This is a genomic window from Streptomyces sp. NPDC054794, assembly GCF_053611585.1.
On sequence record NZ_JBSHAQ010000094.1, the window covers coordinates 1 to 20,363 of the forward strand.

Below are 20,363 nucleotides of genomic sequence, written 5' to 3' on the forward strand. Positions count from 1 at the left end.
CTGCGGCAGGACTGCGGGGTGGTCGGCGGGGGCTGACGCGGAGGCAGGCACGACTTCCGGTGATCATGAGGTGTCGAGTCCCTGATCACCACGACGGAAGACCGTGCCTGCCCGCTCATCCTCGCTCATCCCGCGCCCTCTGGGCCAACTCGCCGACACCGCGCCGACCGTCCCCGATGACCTCCCCGGCCTGCTGACCTGCCTGGCTCAGGTGCCCGATCCCCGCCGGGACCAGGGCCGACGCCACCCGCTCGCCTTCGTCCTCTCCCTGGCCGCGTGCGCGGTCCTGGCCGGAGCGAAGTCCCTGGCCGCGATCGCGGAGTGGGCCGCCGACGCCCCGCCCAACGTCCTGGCCCGGCTCGGTGGCCCATGCCGGGAGCCGGGCCGCGGCCCCGTCGCCCCGGCCGAGGCCACCGTGCGTCGTGTCCTCCAACGCATCGACGGCGACGCGCTGGATACAGCCGTCGGAAGTTGGCTCGCCGGGCGCGAACGCGCCTCCGGCCAGGAGGAGAACGACAGCGACCGGCGGCCCCTGCCCTCCCTCGCCGTGGACGGCAAGACCGTGCGCGGTGCCCGCCGCACCGACGGCACCCAGGTTCATCTGCTCGCCGCGATGACGGGGACCGGCCTGGTCACCGCCCAGCGCGAGGTGGACGCCACGACCAACGAGATCACCGTCTTCCAGCCCCTGCTTGCCCCACTCAACCTGCACGGCACGGTGGTCACCTTCGACGCCCTCCACTCGCAGACCGCCCACGCGCGCTTCCTCGTCGAGGACAAGCACGCCCACTACATCGCGCTGATCAAGGGCAATCAGCCCACCCTGCACCAGTGGCTGAAGGCCCTGCCATGGCGGGAAGTGCCACTCCTGGACAAGACGCGGGCCACCGCGCACGGCCGCGACGAGATCCGCCGGATCAAGGCCGCCGCCGTCGCCGGGATCGCGTTCCCACACGCGGTGCAGGCCGTCCAGATCGATCGGCGCTCTGCGATTCGCCAACCAGACGAACACCGCCGCTGGACTCCGCCACCACACCCGCGACGCCAACCGTCCACTGATCACCCTCGGCATCATGTGATCAACCAGGACACATCACCTGAACGACGCGGCCCTGCTCCTGGAGGGTTGCCACGGCTATCGCCTCACCAGGGCGGCTGGTGTTGCTCGCGCAGCACGCCGGGCGGGACGAGCCGCCCGGCTGCGGTCGACCACGCTCCGTTTCTCTCTGTCCCTCCGGCCGCGGCAGCACGTCCACGACGCAGCTGGCCTCGACGTCGATGAGTACGGTGCCGTAGACATGGCCCCGCATGAATGCGAAGTCGTCCACTCCCAGCACTCGCGGCCTCTTCTGCGGCGGCTCGGTCGGCAGGGCCCGGACGCGGCGCAGCACGGTATTCGGGGCGGCTGGGAAGGGGGTTGACGATCCATCGCGCCCCCTCCCCGTCCTCGATCTTGAGCGTCACGGCGGTCGCCGCGGCCCTCTTGTGTTGTTGTATCTGGCTGACCGTCAGAAACCAGTCAATTCAAAGCTGTTGATATTCTGACGGTCCGTAAGTGACCTGTGTCACTTTTGATTGACCGTTGCTCTTGGTTGATCGTTTACTGTGCGGGACCATTTTTACAAATTTCATACGTGGGGGAGACTCCGTGAAGCCGGAGTGGGGATCCGTGGCGCCCGTGCACAAGCTGCGAAGATCGAAGCGCAGGTTCGTTGGGGGCGTAGCGGCTGCGCTGGCGCTGTCCGTGCTGCCTGTATTGCCCACAGGGGCAGTGGCCCCAGCCGTGGCAGTTGAGACCTCGACTGGCCCCTTGGACGAGCCGACGGCCTCAGCTCGGGCGCAGGCGTCGGGGGAGCCGGTGGAGGTGACGGCGGACCGGACCGAGTACGCCACGACCACGGCGAATCCGGACGGCTCGTTCACCCTGACGCAGTCCACGACGCCTCAGCGGGTCAAGGAAGCGGAGGGCGGCTGGGGTGCGGTCGATCCGGTCCTGGAGCGCCGTGCTGACGGCCGGCTTGCTCCCAAGGGTGCCGTGGTGGACCTGTCGTTCTCCGGCGGCGGCTCGGGATCAGACTTGATCCGTCTGGGGAAGGACGGACGGTCCATCACTCTGGGCTGGTCCGGGAAGTTGCCGGAACCGTCTTTGGATGGTGCAACGGCCACCTATGCGAACGTTTTTGACGGTGTGGACCTGCAGCTGACGGCAACTGCCGAGGGCTACCGGGAAGTCCTGGTTGTCAAGACACCCGCAGCGGCGCAGAACCCCGCGCTGGAGCAGGTCAGGCTCAGTGCATCCGGGGACGGTCTGTCCGTGGCACCGGGCGCCGGCGGAGGCTTGCGGGCCATTGACGATGACGGCAATGCCGTCTTTCGCGGTCCGGCAGGCCAGATGTGGGACTCCGCCGGTGACAGTGATTCAGGATCCCGCACTCAACTGATGCGCACCGACACTCCGGTGCCCGCAGACGGCCGAACGCGGGACGATCCGTCGCAGCCGGACAAGGGCGACGCCACGGCGGTGCTGCCGGTCAAGGTCGACGACGGTGAGATCGCGGTGCACCCGGACCTGGACCTGTTGCGCGGCAAGGACACCGTCTACCCCGTCTACATCGATCCTTCCGTCGGGCTCGGCGTCTCGGAGCGCACGAAGCTGTCCTCCGACGGCGACAAGTTCTGGATGTTCGACGGCGACAAGGGCGTCGGCAAGTGCGGCGTTGCTGACGGCTACTACTGCGGCGGCGGCTACACCGACCGCATGTACTTCGAGTTCGCTCCCACCAAGCTGGCCGGCAAGTACGTCCTGGATGCCACCTTCCGGGCGAAGGAGACGTGGTCGTTCAACTGCGACCCGCACTGGGTGGACCTGGTACGCACCGACAACATCTCAGAGGGCACCCGGTGGCCAGGCCCCAAGCAGTTGGACCTGATGGGCGACCGCAATGTCGCGGCGGGGCGCGGCGATCTGTGCAGCCCGGACCAGCCCGACAAGTGGATCGAGTTCCATGATGATCCGAAGGAGTCGGACGAGAACCTGAAGAGCACCGTCCGCTCCTTCGCGGACGGCAAGATCAGTCGGCTCACGCTGATGCTGCGTGCCAAGGATGAGGGTGACCCGCGTGCCTGGAAGCGGTTCAACGACAACGCCGAGTTGTCGGTGGACTTCGCCTACAAGCCGGGCGTGCCCACCGATGCCGGTGTCATTCCCGGTCTGGGAACGACGGCCTACTGCAACAAGGCCTCGTCGAACCCGCTCGTGGTGACGATCAAGACTCCGATGGTCCAGGGCCGTGTGCAGACGCTGGTGCAGCCGCACAAGGGCGACCCAGCAGCTGCGCTGCAGGCCGAGTACGTCGTCGAGCGCGGTGATGACGCGGACTGGCACCAGGTGTGGACCGGATACAGGCCGGACAAGGGCTGGGCTCCGGACGGGACGCTCGAGAAGATGGCCACCAGCGACCGCGCCGACAAGGGCTTGTACCGATACAGGGCTCGCACTCAGTCGCATTGGTCCTATGACGGCAAGAGTGGCGACCTGTGGTCGTCCTACAGCCCCTGGTGCTACTTCAAGATCGACTCGTCGGCGCCGAAGGCACCACGGATCACTCCCGGCTCTCCGTATACGGAGTGCACAGCGAACCTGTGCGAGGGCAAGGGCGGTTTGGGCGTTCCCGGATCGTTCTCGTTCCAGCCCAACAGCGCTGACATCGACGCGGCCGGGCACACCGACATCACCGCCTACGAGTACAGGCTGTTGTCCACGCCCACGAAGACGGTCTCGGGGAGTCTGAAGGCCGAGGTGAAGGACGTGACACCGCGGTTGGCGGGAACGCAGGTGCTGTCGGTGCGGGCCAAGGACGTCCACAACCGGTGGGGCACACCTGCGGAGTTCGCTTTCAAGGTAGCCCCGGCCCCTGGCGCTGTGGGGCGCTGGCGCTTCGACGACGCGGTACCCGGCTCCGGGGCGACGTTGGCCAAGGACAGCGCGACGGAGGGCACCCGGCATGACGCCACGCTGCAGACGGCAGGTGCGGGATGGTCCTCCCTTGCCCGACGCGGTGATGCTGACTACTCGTTGTGGCTCAATGACGGTTCGGACGACACCGTGCGCTCGGGCTATGCCGCCACTGCCACCCCGGCGGTGAATACGAAGGACTCCTTCACGGTCTCGGCCTGGGTGTATCTGACGGACGCTTCGCAGAACCGCGTGGTGCTGTCAGCGCCGGGCACGTACGGGTCGGCGTTCACGCTGTACTACTCCGCGTCCTACAAGGAGTGGGTCTTCAACCGCACTGCCGGAGATGTCAAGGACAGCCCGGTGTATCTGCGGTCGATCGCCGACGCAGGACCTCCGCCGCTGAAGGTGTGGACACACCTGGCGGCCGTCTTCGATACCAAGGATGACGCGGACAAGACGAACGACACCATCCAGCTGTTCGTCAACGGCCGCCCCCAGGGCAGCCCGGTGGTGCTGAACGCGCTGTCCACCGCTTACCAGCCGTGGACGTCGACGGCCGGTCTGCAGTTCGGCCGCTCGCTGGCCGGTGGTGTCTGGGGCGAGAACTTCCGTGGTCGCATCGACGAGGTCAGCGTGTGGCAGTACGCGCTCAATCCCGAGCAGATCGCCGTGGATGCGCAGCTGGTGCAGGACGGCGTAGCGGCCAACGAACTCGTCGCGTACTGGGACGCCACCGCGGCCAAGGGCGGCGAGATCCCGGAGGCGACCGGCTACCCGGTGCCGTCGATGAAGCTGGCGCCGAGTGGGACCACGGTGAACGAGGACGACAACGCCCTGTTCCTGGACGGCACCGGCCAGTTCGCCGCTTCGACGGGACCGGTGGTCGACGAAACCGGATCGTTCACCGTCTCCGCCAGCGTCCGTCTGGACTCGCAGGCATTGAAGGCGAAGCCGGTCGGCTACAAGGCCCAGGTGGCAGCACAGCGTATGGGCGGTGAATCGTCCTGGGCCCTGTGGGTGGTCAAGCCCGCGGACGACACCTACCAGTGGGAGTTCACCCGCACCGCGGTGGACTCGGCTGGCAAGGTGACCCAGAACGCGGAAGTACCCGCCGGGGACGTGGCCGTCACCGACTCATGGGTGCAGATCACCGGCGTGTTCGATGCCCAGGAGAACTGGGAGTGGACCGATCCGTCCGATGCCACGAAGACCGAGACCCGCTACGGCAAGCTCCACCTCTACGTCGGTGAAATCGACCAGCCGGCCGACGACGCGGCCACCTTCACCACGCCGCAGCAGGGCAGTGGCGAGCTGAGCCTGGGACGCGGCACCACCACCGGCACGACCGGCAACTACCTGCTCGGTGGCCTGCAGGAGCTGAGGATCTGGACGGGGGCCATGAACGCCGACCAGGTGCGCTCCCAGGTCCTGGGCAGCCCCGACAGCGCCTGAACAAACGCGACGACGGGCGGCCCGCTCACCGAGCGGGCCGCCCCGGCAGCCGTGCCGCGACCGGCTGCTTCGACGCTCTGCATTCTTCGTTCCCGACGGCACGCGCCCGGTCGGCACACCCCCGGGCGCCTCGTAGGAAGACCCCTCATGAACCCCTTTGACATACCCAGACCTCCAGCAGGTCGCGGGACCGGGACCAGAGAACGCTGGTTGCGGCGTATCGCCGCAGCAACCGGCCTGGCACTTGTGCCGGGGCTGCTGACTCCCGTCGCTTTCGCCGCTGACACCGACCCGCTGGGACGTCCGCACCTCAAAGCCCCGCATGCCACCAAGGTCAGCCCGTTCACCGCCAAGGTGAACAAGAAGGCTGCGGCCGAGGTGAAGAAGGCCGCTGAGGCCGACCGGGTGGCAGCCGCCCGAGCCCGCCACGACCAGCGACGCAAGGTCACCTGGCCGACAGGCGGCACAGCATCGCTCAGCGTCCCCCGCACGGGAACCCGCCAGGCCAAGCCGGGCTCGCTGCCCGTCACCGTCACCGCACCCGGCAAGGGCAAGGCGGCCGAGTCCGTCGCAGTCCAGGTCCTGGACCAGAAGGCGGCTGCCAAACTCGGTGTCAGGGGAGTGGTAGTCAAGCTCACGGGGCTCGGCGCCGGGGGCAAGGCCCGACTCGGTATCAACTATTCCGCGTTCGCCTCCGCGTACGGCGGTGACTGGGCCGGTCGCCTTCAACTGATGCGCTTGCCCGACTGCGCCCTGAAGGACCCGTCGGCCGCGAAGTGCCGCAAGCGCGTTGCACTGAATTCGGTCAACAACCGCGAGATGGACAGCATCACGGCTCCCGTCAGCTTCGCCTCCGGCGGGCAGACGATGATGCTGGCCGTGGCAGCGGGTGCGAAGTCCGGCGCCGGTACATACAAGGCAACACCGCTGTCCGCTTCTTCGACCTGGGAGGCTGGCGGCTCCTCCGGCTCGTTCACCTGGTCCTACCCTCTGCGTGTGCCGCCCGCGGCTGGCCCCCAGCCGGATTTGTCGATCTCGTACGATTCCGGTGCTGTCGACGGTCAGACGGCGAACTCGAACAACCAGGGCAGCCAGGTCGGCACGGGCTTCGATCTCACCTCGTCCTACATTGAGCGCAAGTACGGCTCGTGTGACGACGACGGCCAGGACGGCAAGTACGACCTGTGCTGGAAGTACGACAATGCCTCACTCGTCCTCAACGGCCACGCCACCGAACTCGTCAAGGACGACACCACAGGCAAGTGGCGGCTGAAGGACGACGACGCCTCCACCGTCACTCACTCCACCGGCGCCGACAACGGCGATGAAGGCTCGACCGGCCTTGACGGTGACGGGGAGTACTGGACGGTCGTCACGGGGGAGGGCACGAAGTACGTCTTCGGCCTGAACAAGCTCGACGGCGCCGGAGCGGGCGACCGCACCAACTCGGTGTGGACCGTGCCCGTCTTCGGCGACGACCCGGTCGAGCCCGGCTTCACCGCCGGCGACACGTTTGCCGAACGTGCCAAGAACCAGGCGTGGCGGTGGAATCTCGACTACGTCGAGGACACCCACGGCAACGCCATGTCGTATTGGTACACGGCCGAGCACAACAACTACGACAAGCTCGGCGACGACAACACCGGCACCGACTACGTCCGCGGCGGCTACCTGAAGGAGATCCGGTACGGCCAGCGCGCCGACGCCCTCTTCTCGGGATCCCCGGCCGCATCAGACAAGGTGGTCTTCTCCTACGACGAGCGCTGCCTGGCCTCCGGCACCGGCTGCGACTCCCTGACCAAGGACACCCGGGACAACTGGCCGGACGTGCCGTTCGACGCGATCTGCAAGGACGGCGACAAGTGCACCGGCAACGTCGGCCCGTCCTTCTTCACCCGTAAACGGCTGACGGCCATCACCACCTACGCGTGGAACGCGGCTGCCTCCACGCCCGCCTTTGAGGCAGTGGACACCTGGGCGCTCAAGCAGCTGTACCTCGACCCGGGCGACACCGGTGACTCGACCGACCAGTCGCTATGGCTGGACGAGATCAAGCACACCGGCAAGCGCGGAACCGACCTCTCGCTCGACCCGGTCAAGTTCAGCCACGTGATGCTGCCCAACCGCGTCGACGGCACGGCCGACGACATCCTGCCGCTCAACAAGCCCCGCCTGAAGACCGTCACGTCCGAGACCGGCGCGCAGACGATCGTCACCTACCTGGACGCCGACTGCACCGCAGCAGGCGCCAAGCCGAAGGTGGACGAGAACACCAAGCGCTGCTACCCCGTGTACTGGTCGCCCAATGGCGAGAAGGACCCGATCCGCGACTGGTTCCAGAAGTATCCGGTCAGCGCGGTGTCCACCACCGACCCCCTCGGTGGCTCGGAAGAGGTACAGCACACCTACCGGTACACGGGCGGCAGTGCCTGGCACTACGACGAGGATCCGCTGACCCCGGCCAAGGAGCGCACCTGGTCTGTCTGGCGCGGCTACCAGCAGGTCACCCATGTCACCGGCGTCTCCGGGCAGACGCAGAGCAAGGAGGTCACGGTCTACCTGCGGGGCATGAACGGTGACCGCGTCCTCGGCTCGGACGGCAAGACCCCCGATGCCGACAAGCGCAAGAGCGTCGAGGTCACCGGCATCAAGGCCGACAAGATCACCGACTCCGAGCAGTACGCGGGCTACACCCGCGAGTCGGTGACCTACAACGGGGATGCGGAAGTCGGCGGCACGGTCAGCGACCCGTGGTCGAAGCGGACGGCGACCCAGCACAAGTCGTACGCGGACACCGAGGCGTACTACGTGCGCACCGCCGCCACCCACAGCCGCACCAACGTCACCAGCACAATTGCACCGTACGACCGCGTGCACAGCGTGAAGACGACCTACGACGACTACGGCATGGCCGAGACTGTCGAGGACCAGGGCGACGACGCGGTCAAGGGCGACGAGAAGTGCACACGCACCTGGTACGCGCGCAATGACGACAAAGGCATCAACAGCCTCGTCTCCCGCTCCCGCACGGTAGCTGCCAGCTGCTCGACCACGGAGTCGGCACTCGACCTGCCCGCCGACTCCAAGCAGGCCGGAGACGTCATATCCGACACCGCCACGGTCTACGACGACGCGACGGCCACGACTTGGTCGGCCTCGCAGAAGCCCACCAAGGGCGACGCCGGCTGGACCGGCCGTGCCAAGGGGTACGGCAGCGACAACGCCCCGGTCTGGCAGAAGGCGTCCACGACGACGTATGACACCCTTGGCCGTCCGACGGTCGTCAAGAACACCAAGGACCTGACGGTCGCCTCCACCGCCTACACCCCCACGGGGGTGGGCCCGCTGACATCGACTGCGGTCAGCGACGCGAAGTCGTACAAGACCACCACGGCCTTCGACTTCGCCACCGGTGCGACGCTGAAGGGCACGGACCCCAACAACAAGGTCACCGAGAGCGAGTACGACAGCCTCGGCCGCATCACCAAGATGTGGCTGCCCAACCGCTCCAAGGTGCTGGGCAAGACCCCGAACTACGTCTACGACTACAAGGTCACCAGCTCGGACATGTCCTGGGTCTCCACCGGGACCCTCAAGAACGACGGCTCCGGCTACAACACCAGCTACGAGTTCTACGACTCCCTCCTGCGCTCGCGCCAGGTCCAGACGCCGACGCCGCAGGGCGGCCGGCTCATCTCCCTGACGCTCTACGACGCACGAGGCCTGGCAGTCAGCCAGCAGTCCGACATCTGGGACAGCGCGTCACTGCCCAGCTCCAAGGCCGCGGAAATCTCCGAGGGCCAGGCGCCCATCCAGACCGACACGACGTACGACGGGGCAGGCCGCGCCACCAGGGCGGTGACGAAGATCCACGGCGTCACCCGCTGGACGACCGACACCACCTACACCGGTGACACCGTCGCGACCACCGCGCCGACCGGCGGCCAGGCGACAGCCGTGGTCACCAATGCACTGGGTCAGACGACGCAGCGCCGTGAGTATCCCGGCCCGGCGCCGACGGGGACGCACTACACCACGACCGACTACACCTACACCCCTGCCGGGCAGCAGGAGACGGTCACCGGTCCCGACCAGACCAAGTGGTCATACACCTACGACCTGTTCGGCCGGCAGATCACGGCGACCGACCCCGACAAGGGCAAGAGCGGCAGCGAGTACAACGACCTGGACCAGGTCGTGAGTACCACTCCGAACGACGACGCCACGAAGAAGCTGCTGTTCGAGTATGACGACCTGGGCCGCAAGACGGGCATGTGGCAGGTCGACAAGAGTGACGCCAACAAGCTCGCAGCCTGGGGCTTCGACTCCGTGGCCAAGGGACAGCAGGACACTGCCACCCGGTATGACGGCGGTGTGACCGGCAAGGCGTACACCGAGAAGGTCACGGCCTTCGACGCGATGTACCACGTGACCGGCAGCCAGCTGATCCTGCCCGACACGGAGCCTCTGGTCTCGGGCGGATACGTGCCGAAGACGCTGTCGTTCAGCACGGGCTACAACCTGGACGGCGCGATCAGCCAGTACTCCGCACCGGCTGCAGGCGGCCTGGCCGCCGAAACCGTCTCCTACACCTTCGGAGCCCTGGGCCAGCAACTCACCGCGAAGGGCACCACCGGCTACCTGCAGGGTGCCGCCTTCTCCCCACAGGGCGACCTGCGCCAGCTCACGCTGGGCATGGACGGCGCGTCCTCGGCGAAGAAGGCGTACCTCAACTGGGACTACGAGGAGGGCACCCGCCGCCTGACCCGCTCCTACGTCACCGATGACGTGCACGGCTACATGCCCCAGGAGCTGAAGTTCACCCAGGACGACGCCGGCAACGTCACCTCCATCTTCGACGCCACCACGCAAGGCGGCACGGCCAAGGCCGACTACCAGTGCTTCGCCTATGACGGCAACCGCCGCATGACCGAGGCCTGGACTCCGAAGACCGCGGACTGCGCGACCTCCGGCCGCACCGTCTCCAACCTCGACGGAGCCGCCCCGTACTGGACGTCGTACACGTACAACGAGGCGGGTCAGCGCAAGACGGAGGCTCAGCACACGGCGTCGGGGGACAAGACCACCACATACACGTACGACGACACGACGGACACCAAGCCGCACACGCTGGACAAGACGACCGGCGCCCGCCCGGCCACCTACTCTTACGACAGCAGCGGCAACACCACCTCCCGCCCCGGACCCACGGCCCAGCAAACCCTGGCCTGGAACACCGAGGGTGACCTGACCAAGCTCACGGAAAGCAAGAAGGAGACCAGCTACCTCTACGACGCCAACGGCGAACTTCTGATCCGCAGGGCCAAGGGCGACGGGGACACGATCCTCTACCTGGGCGCCGGCACGGAACTCCGCCTGACGACCAAGGGCACGACGAAGACCGCCTCCGGTACCCGCTACTACACCGCGAACGGCCAGACCATCGCGGTCCGCACGGCGACATCCGGAGTCTCCGGCACGAAGCTGAGCTTCCTGGCCGCCGACCACCACGGCACCTCCAGCATCGCCCTGGACGCCAGCACCTACGCGGTGACGAAGCGCTACAGCACGCCGTTCGGAGCCCCGCGCGGCAACAAGGCCACAGCGTGGCCAGACGACAAGGCATTCCTGGGCAAGACCGCGGACGACTCGACCGGCCTGACACACGTCGGGGCACGCGAATACGACCCCGCCATCGGCCAGTTCATCAGCGTCGACCCGGTCCTCTCAGTCGACCAGCACCAGTCCCTCAACGGCTACAGCTACGCTGGCAACACCCCGGTCACCGAGTCCGACCCGACCGGCCTATGCCCGGCGGACTCATGCGGTGTCGGCACGCCTAAGGGCGACGGCTCCGGCGAGATCATCACCGACGGTCCGATCGACCCGCAGAACCCTAGCGCCGGGAGCTGCCATCACGGTCACTGCGGCAAGGTCCACTACAACAGGACCGGCACCTCACACACCAGCAGTAACGGCAATACCTCAAGTGGTCGAGGCGTAACCGTCTCTCTCATAGCAGGACCGGACGACGAGTCGGCCCCCGATCGCAACATCTATGCGATGGGAACGAACCCTGCGTGGGACCCTTCCGGAATCAAGGCTGCCGAGGCAGCGGAGCGACAGGCTGCAGCTGACTTCTGGAACAATTTGCCTTGTGCCGCGGGTGACGCCCATTGGCAGTGTGAGGCGCGCAGGAGTTGGGGTCGCACTATTTCCCTATTCGGCCCCTTGATTGGTCTCCGTGGAGCCCCGGGCGTGGAGCCCGGCGTTGTTAAGGTTTATCGTGCAGACGGGGAGGGCAAGTACGCTCGCATCAAGATCAGGAATGGATATCCTCTGATCAAAAATGCAGACAAACAGGTGATATTCCTGAATTTCGGTAACGATCAGCGGGCAACCTCATACCTGGCCAGGCGAGTCGATCAGTATGGGGGCGGTAGTCATCGAATGATCACTTTTCAGGTTGATCGGGAATACTTGAACTATCTCAGGAATAATGCGGTGCCTGAGCGCATGGCGAGGAAGTATCCTGACAGCCCGCTAGTCGTTGACAGGAAGTACTCAGATCAGTACGGCCTCCGCCCGGAACAAACAAAAATGATGTTTGACTACATAATCCCGGGAACCGCGCAGGAGAAGTAGCTGGTATCCCTGGAATCGTGCCGCGAGAGGAGTGAGCGTTGGATTCACGTGTCAATGTGTCTGTGGAGGGCGAGAGGGCGTCCCTGGCTCGCCTGGCAGACGTATTGGAGGAGCTTATGAAGGCTCCCCCCGGTGGAGAACTTGACGAAGCATGCGAACTCGATTGGCGCCGTAGACTGCCTGGTTGGCTGGTCGGGCATTTCGCTCCTGAATCGAGCATGTCAGAGTCGCGGTCGTGGTTGCGCCGGTGGCGCTGGGTGTCTACGACAAAGCAACGTGAGATGGAAGATGAGGCTGGCTGGGAGCTCCTGGACTGGCTCTACTGGTTCTCTTCCGGCAACGAGTTCTGGCGCATTGCCGATTTTTCTCGGAGTGAAAGCGGGGGGATGGTTATATTGCTTTCCGCTGCCGACGATTACATACCTGTACAGGCGATAGAGTGGCTCGTAGAGAAAAGCGGGGCTAGGGTTATATCGGTTAGTGGGCGTGACGGCTCTCCTTAGTTTTTCCCTTCGGGGATCCGGCAAGGAATTGTGCGTCAAAGGTGTTGCCCTTCGGTTCGACTCCGACGATATATGGTTTCGCTGCCGCCTTAAAGTGATCGATGGCTTTCGATGGGGCACCATCGCCCGACATGGAGAAGGGTCCCGGGGACTCTAACCTCGATCTTGCATAAGGGTCCGTCAGCTTGCTGACGGACCCTTTCTGCTTGTTGAGGCCAAAGGCTTCTGCTAGTTCTTGATCGTGGGACGGGTGTAGGCCCTCCTGTGAAGTTTCTCCGTGATCTTGGACACTCGATGGTTATGCCGCGAGGGCGTGTTGATGCCGCTGTCTGGCCTCGGCTGGGGTGAGGTAGCCGAAGATCTTGTGCTTGCGTAGGCGGCGGCGGTTGTAGAAGGTTTCGATGAAGTTGAAGACCTCGGCCCGGGCGGTGGCCCGGTCGGGCCAGGTGCGGGTGCCGATATCTTCCTTGAGCAGAGCCCAGAAACTCTCCGCGGCGGCGTTGTCGAAGCATGATCCGGTGCGCCCGCAGCTCTGCCGCAGGCCCAACTCCCTTATCTGGTCGCGGAATCGGGCCGACGTGTACTCGCTGCCGCGATCACTGTGTATGACGCAGCCGGGCTCCAGACCGGCCCTGCCGTGGGCCATGTCGAGGGCGTCCACGACGAGTTCGGCGCGATGATGGTCGGCCATGGCATAGCCGACCACCTCGCGGGTGGCCAGGTCCAGCCAGCAGGCGAGGTAGAGCCAGCCCTCGGCAGTGGGCAGGTAGGTGATGTCGCCGACCAGCTTGATTCCGGGACGCTTGGCGTGGAAGTCGCGGCCGATCAGGTCCGGGGCCGGCTTCGCCTTCGTGTCCGACCGGGTCAGCGAACACCTCTTGCGTCGGCTGGCGCCGCGGATCTTGTGCTCGCGCATCAGGCGGGCGACGCGCGGTTCACCTGCCGCCCCAGGCGGCGCAGCTCGGCGTGGATACGCGGGACGCCGTAGGTCTTTCGGGAGGCCAGGTGGAGCACGGTGATCTCGTGCGCGAGCAGGTCGTCGGCCGCCTGGCGGGCGCGGCGGGCAGCCTCTCTCTCGCACCAGGCGTAGTAGGAGGAGCGGGCCACATGCAGCACCCGGCACAGCAGGACGATCGGATAGTTCGCCTTCTCCGCATGGATCAACCGGCACAACTCACTCACCGGTCGTTCTCCTTCACGAAGAAGGCCGTCGCTTTCTTCAGGATCTCGATCGTCTGCTACTGTTCGCGGTTCTCCCTGCGCAGTCGCCGCAATTCCTCACGCTCGGCGCCGGACAGCTCGCCGGGCTGCCCCTCGCCTCGGTCTGCCTTGGCCCGGCGGTACCAGCCGCGCAAGGACTCGGAGCTGATCCCGAGTTCCCGGGCGACCGTGGTCACCGTCTTCCCCGAGGAGTCGACGAGCGCGATGGCGTCCCGCTTGAACTCCTCGGTGTACCGCTTCGAGTACTTGCTTCCCACCTGGTGCTACTTCCTCTGGAACCTTCATGTCCCAGTCTCCAGGTGTCCATGATCAAGGGGAAGCTTCAGGATCGGGGGAGGGGACTGGTTCGGCACGCGGGCGCCAGCCGCTGCGCCGGCTCCGCCTCAAGCATCCCGAGGTCGTGATCGTCTGGGCTGACTCCTGCGCATGGCCAATGCGCCCGCACACCGCCGCCAGGGCCGCACTGCTCGGCCGCCGGGTGAGGCTCCGCTCAGGAGCAGTTCCACTGGCGTGCCAGGGCGACGGGCGCGAACCGCGAGCAGTCATCGGTGGCCGGATAAGCGTCGGAGCCGACGAACCACCACCCGGTGCTGGGGGTGAACCGGAAGAACTGCAGGCCCGAGCCCTCGTCCTGGAGTTGGACCCGGTCCTCGCCTGCCGCGCCAGCACCAGCTTCGAAGCGGACGGCTGCATATAGCGTGGTGCCGCAGCTGCCGTAATAGAAGTTGCCGGGCTTCGGCTGGATGTGGCTGACCCTCTTGGCGTGCTCCCAGGTTTGGGTTACTGCAGACTTCACGTCGGCGGGGACCGCGAGGTTCTTGCACACGGCGGGGACGGCAGCGGCGGCGGCGCTCGGCGCTGCCGTCGGCCGGGAGGCGCCGGCCTTCGCTTTGGCGGTGGGGGCCAGAGAGGTGCTCGCCACCGCGCTCGGGCTGACGGATGCCATGACCGCCTGCGAGTCCGTCGGTGTGGGCGAGGCCGAGGACGTCGCGGATCCCGATGCACTCCGGGCAGCCGTAGGCGCGGCGCTCGCACTCGCTGCCGAGCCGGAACCGTCGTTGCAGGCCGCCAGGCCCAAACAGGCTGCGAATGCCACTGCGGCGGTGCCCGCGGCCCGTCCGTGGTCGAAGATCATGAGCCCCCCACTGCCGACGCGATCTCTCGCGCTCCCGCTTTCTCGCGGCAGACTATAGCCCCGGGCCTCGCCCACGGTTCGCCTCGGACGGCAAGAGGGACCTGCCTAACGTGCCTCACGACCGAGACCATCGCTGAACTGCAAAAATGTCCGGCGACCACTAGATAGCGACGACTGTCGTCTCGTCCCTGGATACGGGTGCTGGTGTAGCGGACGTTTGGACCCCACTTCTCCATGACCGGACCCGCACGCCACTGACACAGCGGCGCGCCCCCGGAACCGTAACGATGGGTCTTCCGCTGGCAGCCCGCGCACATGCCGACTTGGTCGCCTCGGCAAGTGAGCGCCGAAGGGGCGGGCTCGGTGATCGGCGGCGGTAGGGCTCCGTTACTGACTTCGGCTCGTCAGGGTGATCTTTCCTGAAGTCCCTGCTGGGCCTGGGGTAGCGGATGTATTCCGTGGTGTGTGAGGTATGCGGATGGGGGCGGGCTGACCCCTGCGGGACGTCAGCGCCGGGAGACGGTACGGATGCGGGCGGCCGAGCTGTTCGAACAGAAGATCAAGCCGCTGGAGGTCGCACGGCGCCTGCGGGTGAGCCCGAAGTGGGCCTACCAGTGGCACCAGCTGTGGCGGAACGGCGGCGTGCAGGCTCTGGCCTCCCGTGGCCCGAGCGGATCGCGATGCCGCCTGTCCCCGCGCTGTCTGGAAAAGCTGGCCGCGTACCTCGATGAGGGTCCGGCCGCGCACGGCTGGGTGGAGGAGCAGGTGTGGACCGCGGCGCGGGTGGCCACGCTGATCGGCAGGAAGTTCCACGTCTCCTACAGCGTCTTTGGCGCGACGAGGCTGATGCACCGGCTCGGCTTCAGCCCACAGGTCCCCGCGCGGCGGGTCGCCGAGCGCGACGAGCAGGCCGTCACCGTCTGGAAAGAGGCGACCTGGGCCGAGGTAAGAGAGCCCGGGCGGCCCGCGGAGGCTACATTTGCTTCGAGGACGAGGCAGGCTTCACCCGTCGGCCGCCCAAAGGACGCACCTGGGGCCGACGCGGAGTGACTCCGCAGGTGACGGTGAGCGGCCGACGTTCGGGACGGCTCTCCGTGGCCGGGCTGATCGCCATGCGGCCCGGCTCCCGGACCCGGCTGTGCCACCGCCTGCGCACCCACCCCGCCGGCAAGGGCAACCGCCGCAGCATGGGAGAACGCGACTTCATTGCGCTGATCGACGGCACTCACCAGCTCGTCAAAGCGCCGATCGTGCTGGTGTGGGACCGCTTGAACACCCATGTCTCCCACGCCATGCGTGAGCTGATCGCCGAGCGTGCATGGCTGACGGTGTTCCTGCTGCCCGCCTACTCGCCCGACCTCAACCCCGTCGAGTGGGTATGGGCGCACGTCAAGCGCAGCCTGGCCAACCTCGCCGTGGTCGCCCTCGACCGGCTCTAGGCCCTCGTCCGCAACCGGCTCAAACGACTTCAGTACCGGCCCGACACCCTCGACGGCTTCATAGCGGGTACCGGCCTGACCCTCGACGATCCAACATCACCCTGACCAGCTGAAGTCAGTATTGGGGTAGTCGATGAGGACGTACGGCGGCTGCGTGCCGTCGGCGGAGGGCGCGCTGTACCCGGCCATGAGCGCGACCGGGTGCGAGCGGCGCCGATCGGCGGGCCGGTAGCCAGACTGCACGTCGATGAGCTGGTCTTCGAGAAGGGCGCGCAGCAGCCGGTCAGCTCGGCATTCGCACACCGCCGCCTGGCACTGCTGGGCCCGCACCCAGGACTTCAGATCGGCGACGCGGCTGGTGACGTCAGCCATCTCCCGCCTGCCGAGCTCCTCCAAGGGCTCGTCGGGCTCGTCGGGCTCGTCGGGCTCGTCCGAGAGGTTGAGACCGGCCGTGGTGGCGATAGCGTCAGTGCGGAGATCGGCGAGGCGGATCCGGAGCCGGCCGAAGCACTGCGGGACGGTGCCCGCGGCCAGTGTGGCGAGCGGTCCGGTGAGCTCGCCGAAGGAGCGGGCGGCCTCGGCGGCCGCGTCCGGGGTGGTGATGGGCATGACGATGTTCTCCGTGAGCCAGAGGATGTGGTCGAACCGGTGGTCAATGAACCGCCCTGGGCCCGTTGCTGTCGTCTGCTCGCGAATTCGTGTTGACGGTCCATCAGCCCCTGGCAGTCGGCGACCAGGGGCGTGGTCCGGGTAGTTGGCTGCCGCCCGACTCCCAACTGGCCCCGCGGTGGGGCCGGACATCGCTCGGCGCGCGGAGTGCTCTCCGGACCTCGGTGCGGACGGGGTGCCGGGCCGGCCTGGTCTTCCTACGAGTGGAAGCGGTGGCCGCTATGTTCTGCGCCGCGCCGCCCGGGTGAGGGCCAAGCGTCCGTCCGGCACAGGGACGCGGCCGTTTTCACGCAGCGCCTGGACCCGGTCGACGGTGAATGAGAGGAACGCGGGATGGCCGCTGCGCGGGCTCCGTGTGCAGGGTTGGCCCGCTGGCGCCCGACTTGGTCTCGCAATCGCGAGGGAAGAAGGATTGCTTTCAGCCATATAGGTGCAAGATCGCGATGGGCTATTTTCCACCTGGGCGTTTGAACAGCCGTTAGAGTCTGCAGGAAAAGCTATAGTGCCTCTGACCTGCTAGTTTGTTGGCGTCGATCGACGCAGATCAGCTTCCCATGCTGACCTCGGCCCGCGGAAGTGGCCGATGAAAAACCCTGACGGCATCAAGGCCGGATTTCATCGCCTACGGTCAACGGACACAGGGGTCACGCGCCGCGCCGGAAAGGCATTCGGGCGCATCCCACGCAGGTGCGGGGGCCGCCATGCACGGCGGCCCCCGCTGGTGTCCTGCATCGAAAAACGTCGAAGCCATCCGGAAGGACATGCCAATGCAACCACAAGTCTGGCGGCCCCTGGGGGTCGAGTGGCGGTACCCCACCCCCGCCATCGTCCTCCTCTCCGCCATCCAGTTCTACGCGCTCCACCACCAGTACGGCTTCCGCTCCGCTGCCTCGGCCTTCGTCGCCGTCGTTGCCCTCGACTGCGTCCGCATCCGTCGAACGAGGACGACGGCCCCGGCGCCGGCCAAACTGGATGTTGGAGGGATGAGCCTGCCGAAGCGTCTGCAGCACGAGCGCCGCAACTACTGACGCTGCCACGGTCGCCGCCACGCGGCCGGGCGCCTTCCGGCGAGGTGTCCGGCCGCCCCACTGCGAGGGGCCCCGGCTGGGCTGCCCGTGGCCGTGAGCTCGGCGAACTGCCTACGCACGGTGGCAACACGTGGTGCAACGTGCAGGTGACACACGCCACTCGTCGAGACTCCGGGTGAGGGCCGGCTTCGAAAGTGCGTAGGCGCCCCAGGCAGAACCAAATTGGCACGAACGATGCGGGTCGTGTGGGCCCGGACGCGTTGGTCCCGGTCGCGCGTCCCTGCCGGCGGCTCGTCTGCGGAAATCCGGCGGATTCCTACACGGAAACCGCACCCGATTCTATGGGGAATCCCGAACCCCTCTCACTGAAAACCTGCAGGTCAAGCCGCATTTCGGCGGCTTGCTTTGCTGTGCTCCGCCGGGCAATCTGCCGTCCTGTGCGCAGCGCGCACGAACATAACAAGGGGGGACCCCATGGAAACCATCGTCTCTGCCGGCCTCTCGGCCATCATCACGGCCGCCGGAATGGTCGTCGCCGCCTGGATCGGCCGCAAGGGCCACCCGGGGCACAACCAGGACAGCGGCGATACCAATGAGTGAGGTGACGCCCTGCCAGAGCGCGCTGACGCGTCACCTCACACCGGTTCAGGCTAGGCGGACAGGACGCGGAGCGCCGCGTCCAGCAGCCCTGAAGTATCGGGCGGAGTTAGCGTCCATGGGCCGGCCGGTGTCACCCGATCGTGCCGGTGAGCCATCCGGAGCAGTGGCGGCCTCCCGCTGAGGATGGGCCCATGAGCAGAAGCTTGATGATCTCCACGCTCGACCGGGCTTGCGCTGTGGCCGGTTCGAGGCGAGTGGGCGCAGTCGGTCAGCCGCGCGGCACGGAGGTGGGGCGGGGGCGCGGCGTCGAGGAGTGCCGTGTGCTGGTCGGGGTCGGTGTCGCGGAGCAGCATGCGCAGGGGGATCAGGTCACGTAGGACGCGGGCAAGGGCGGCCAGCGCGAGACGTGTTCATCCTGCTGAGGTCAGTTGGTCGTGGATCTGCTCGCGCAGTTCACGGCCTGCTGCGGTTCCGGCGTATGGCTCGGCCTCCCGATACAGCTCACCGAGCCGGTCGGAGACGCGCAGAGACTGGACCGTTCCGAGCATCTCCAGACAGCGCCCCGTCTCCTGGGCGGCACCCTCGACCTCGCCGCCCGCCAGGTAGGTACGGGCGAGACCGAGATGATCGAAGGCCTTGCTCCGCTGACGGTGCTCGGGGCGGTCGGCCAGAGCTGCCACCACCAGATCCGTCGACCGCCGGACATGGCGGGCGCGGGCGTTGCCGTCCACGTGCTTGGCGGCGATCTGGTGCGCCATGCCCAGCGTGGCCTGCAGCTCGGGCAGGTCGAAGAACGCCAAGTGCGGCTCTTCGGCGCCCGGCCCCACGCGCTCGTACGCATCCAGGGCGCGTCCGGCGGCAGCCTCACCGTCTCTGGTGTGGCCGAGGATCGCCTGAAACCGGGCCTCCAGCGCGGCAAGCATGGACGCCGCGGCCGGTGTCAGGTGCCGGCGCGCTCCGTACTGGGCGAGCGCGACCAGGTCGAGGGCATCGTCCGCGTGCCCGAGGTGCGACATCTGACGGGCCATGCACTGAAGGATGTGCGCTCCAATGCGCCGGTCGTCACCCTCGGCAGCAGCGTGCAGGGCCGACACGAAAGTCCTCTGCGCAGCAGTGTGCCTCCCGGCGTCGAACGTCATCCAGCCCGCGACACTGCCGAGGTCAGCGGCGGCCGAGAACAGCTGTCGGCCCACGGCTTCGGTGTACGTGCAGGTCCTTAGCAACGACAGGACAGACTCGATCTGGGCGAGTACCGCCGAGCGTGACAGGACCCCGCCGTGCCGGTTGTCCAGGTCCCGGAACGTGCTGGTGATCTGCCGGATGCCTTCCACGTCGGACATCCCGACTCGCCGCCTGCCCGTCGGCGCCGCCCCTTCGGTCTCGTTCGGGCGGGACAGGGTCCACTCCTGCAGCGGGTCCAGTAGCTCGCGGCCGGTGTGAACGTCGGCAGCCTCGGGGTCGGTTCGTGTGTCGGGCAGCATGAGTTCGCTCCGGATGATCTGGCTGAGTGCGGCAATGGCACCCGTGCGGGTCCACGGGCTGCGGATGCCGGCCGGCCCTGCTTCTCCCGGCAGGCCGACGTCGGCGTGGGTGAGGTCCATGCCGGCCTCAGCGCTTAAGACGTCGTCTCATTTGGCGAGTCGGCGGTAGCAGATGAGGGTGCAGGCGATGCTGGTGAAGGCCAGGAAGTGCTCGGCTTTGCGTTCGTAGCGG

General features: G+C 66.9%; 11 protein-coding genes and 1 pseudogene. 6 read left to right on the forward strand and 6 right to left on the reverse strand.

Annotation, left to right across the window (positions count from 1 at the left end; translation table 11 throughout):
• The first annotated feature begins 103 nt into the window (after positions 1-103).
• From ACWGKT_RS46240 to ACWGKT_RS46250, 3 genes are all read left to right on the forward strand, one after another.
• A complete protein-coding gene (locus tag ACWGKT_RS46240; RefSeq protein ID WP_453278463.1) occupies positions 104-1,282 on the forward strand; it encodes an ISAs1 family transposase in 1,179 nt (392 codons plus the stop codon).
• Positions 1,283-1,810: 528 nt separating this feature from the next.
• On the forward strand, positions 1,811-5,410 hold the full coding sequence (locus ACWGKT_RS46245) for a LamG domain-containing protein (protein WP_453278464.1): 3,600 nt from the start codon (positions 1,811-1,813) through the stop codon (positions 5,408-5,410).
• Positions 5,411-5,557: 147 nt separating this feature from the next.
• On the forward strand, positions 5,558-12,055 hold the full coding sequence (locus tag ACWGKT_RS46250) for an RHS repeat-associated core domain-containing protein (protein WP_453278465.1): 6,498 nt from the start codon (positions 5,558-5,560) through the stop codon (positions 12,053-12,055).
• An 801-nt stretch (positions 12,056-12,856) separates the two neighbouring features.
• On the opposite strand, the gene ACWGKT_RS46255 is transcribed toward ACWGKT_RS46250, so the two are convergent.
• The 4 genes from ACWGKT_RS46255 to ACWGKT_RS46270 all read right to left on the reverse strand — a co-directional run bounded on the left by ACWGKT_RS46255 (position 12,857) and on the right by ACWGKT_RS46270 (position 14,725).
• A complete protein-coding gene (locus ACWGKT_RS46255) occupies positions 12,857-13,474 on the reverse strand; it encodes an IS3 family transposase (RefSeq protein ID WP_453278466.1) in 618 nt (205 codons plus the stop codon).
• Positions 13,474-13,740: an IS3 family transposase gene (locus ACWGKT_RS46260; RefSeq protein ID WP_453278467.1), complete on the reverse strand. Its 267-nt coding sequence runs from the start codon at positions 13,738-13,740 to the stop codon at positions 13,474-13,476. Before ACWGKT_RS46260 ends, ACWGKT_RS46255 begins: the two co-directional genes overlap by 1 nt.
• A 56-nt stretch (positions 13,741-13,796) precedes the next feature.
• The gene (locus ACWGKT_RS46265) at positions 13,797-14,036 is read right to left on the reverse strand and encodes a transposase (protein WP_453278468.1); all 240 of its coding nucleotides are present in this window, start codon (positions 14,034-14,036) and stop codon (positions 13,797-13,799) included.
• Positions 14,037-14,269: 233 nt separating this feature from the next.
• Positions 14,270-14,725 carry a hypothetical protein gene (locus ACWGKT_RS46270; RefSeq protein ID WP_453278469.1) on the reverse strand — a complete coding sequence of 152 codons (456 nt, stop codon included), beginning with the start codon at positions 14,723-14,725 and terminating at the stop codon, positions 14,270-14,272.
• A 654-nt stretch (positions 14,726-15,379) separates the two neighbouring features.
• On the opposite strand from ACWGKT_RS46270, the pseudogene ACWGKT_RS46275 reads away from it, so the two are divergent.
• Positions 15,380-16,458, forward strand: a pseudogene (locus ACWGKT_RS46275) (IS630 family transposase).
• Here the strand turns inward: ACWGKT_RS46275 and ACWGKT_RS46280 are convergent.
• Positions 16,450-16,962, reverse strand: a complete 513-nt coding sequence (locus ACWGKT_RS46280) for a hypothetical protein (protein ID WP_453278470.1) — start codon at positions 16,960-16,962, stop codon at positions 16,450-16,452. The pseudogene ACWGKT_RS46275 and the gene ACWGKT_RS46280 sit on opposite strands and share 9 nt — an antisense overlap.
• Before the next feature lie 827 nt (positions 16,963-17,789).
• Between ACWGKT_RS46280 and ACWGKT_RS46285 the strand changes: the two genes are divergently transcribed.
• Complete coding sequence (locus ACWGKT_RS46285; RefSeq protein ID WP_453278471.1) at positions 17,790-18,050, forward strand: hypothetical protein; 261 nt, start codon at positions 17,790-17,792, stop codon at positions 18,048-18,050.
• 474 nt (positions 18,051-18,524) lie between these two features.
• Complete coding sequence (locus ACWGKT_RS46290) at positions 18,525-18,650, forward strand: hypothetical protein (protein ID WP_453278472.1); 126 nt, start codon at positions 18,525-18,527, stop codon at positions 18,648-18,650.
• Between the two features lie 410 nt (positions 18,651-19,060).
• Here ACWGKT_RS46290 and ACWGKT_RS46295 read toward each other — a convergent pair whose 3' ends face one another.
• Positions 19,061-20,251: a transcriptional regulator gene (locus ACWGKT_RS46295; protein ID WP_453278473.1), complete on the reverse strand. Its 1,191-nt coding sequence runs from the start codon at positions 20,249-20,251 to the stop codon at positions 19,061-19,063.
• Positions 20,252-20,363: the final 112 nt, after the last annotated feature.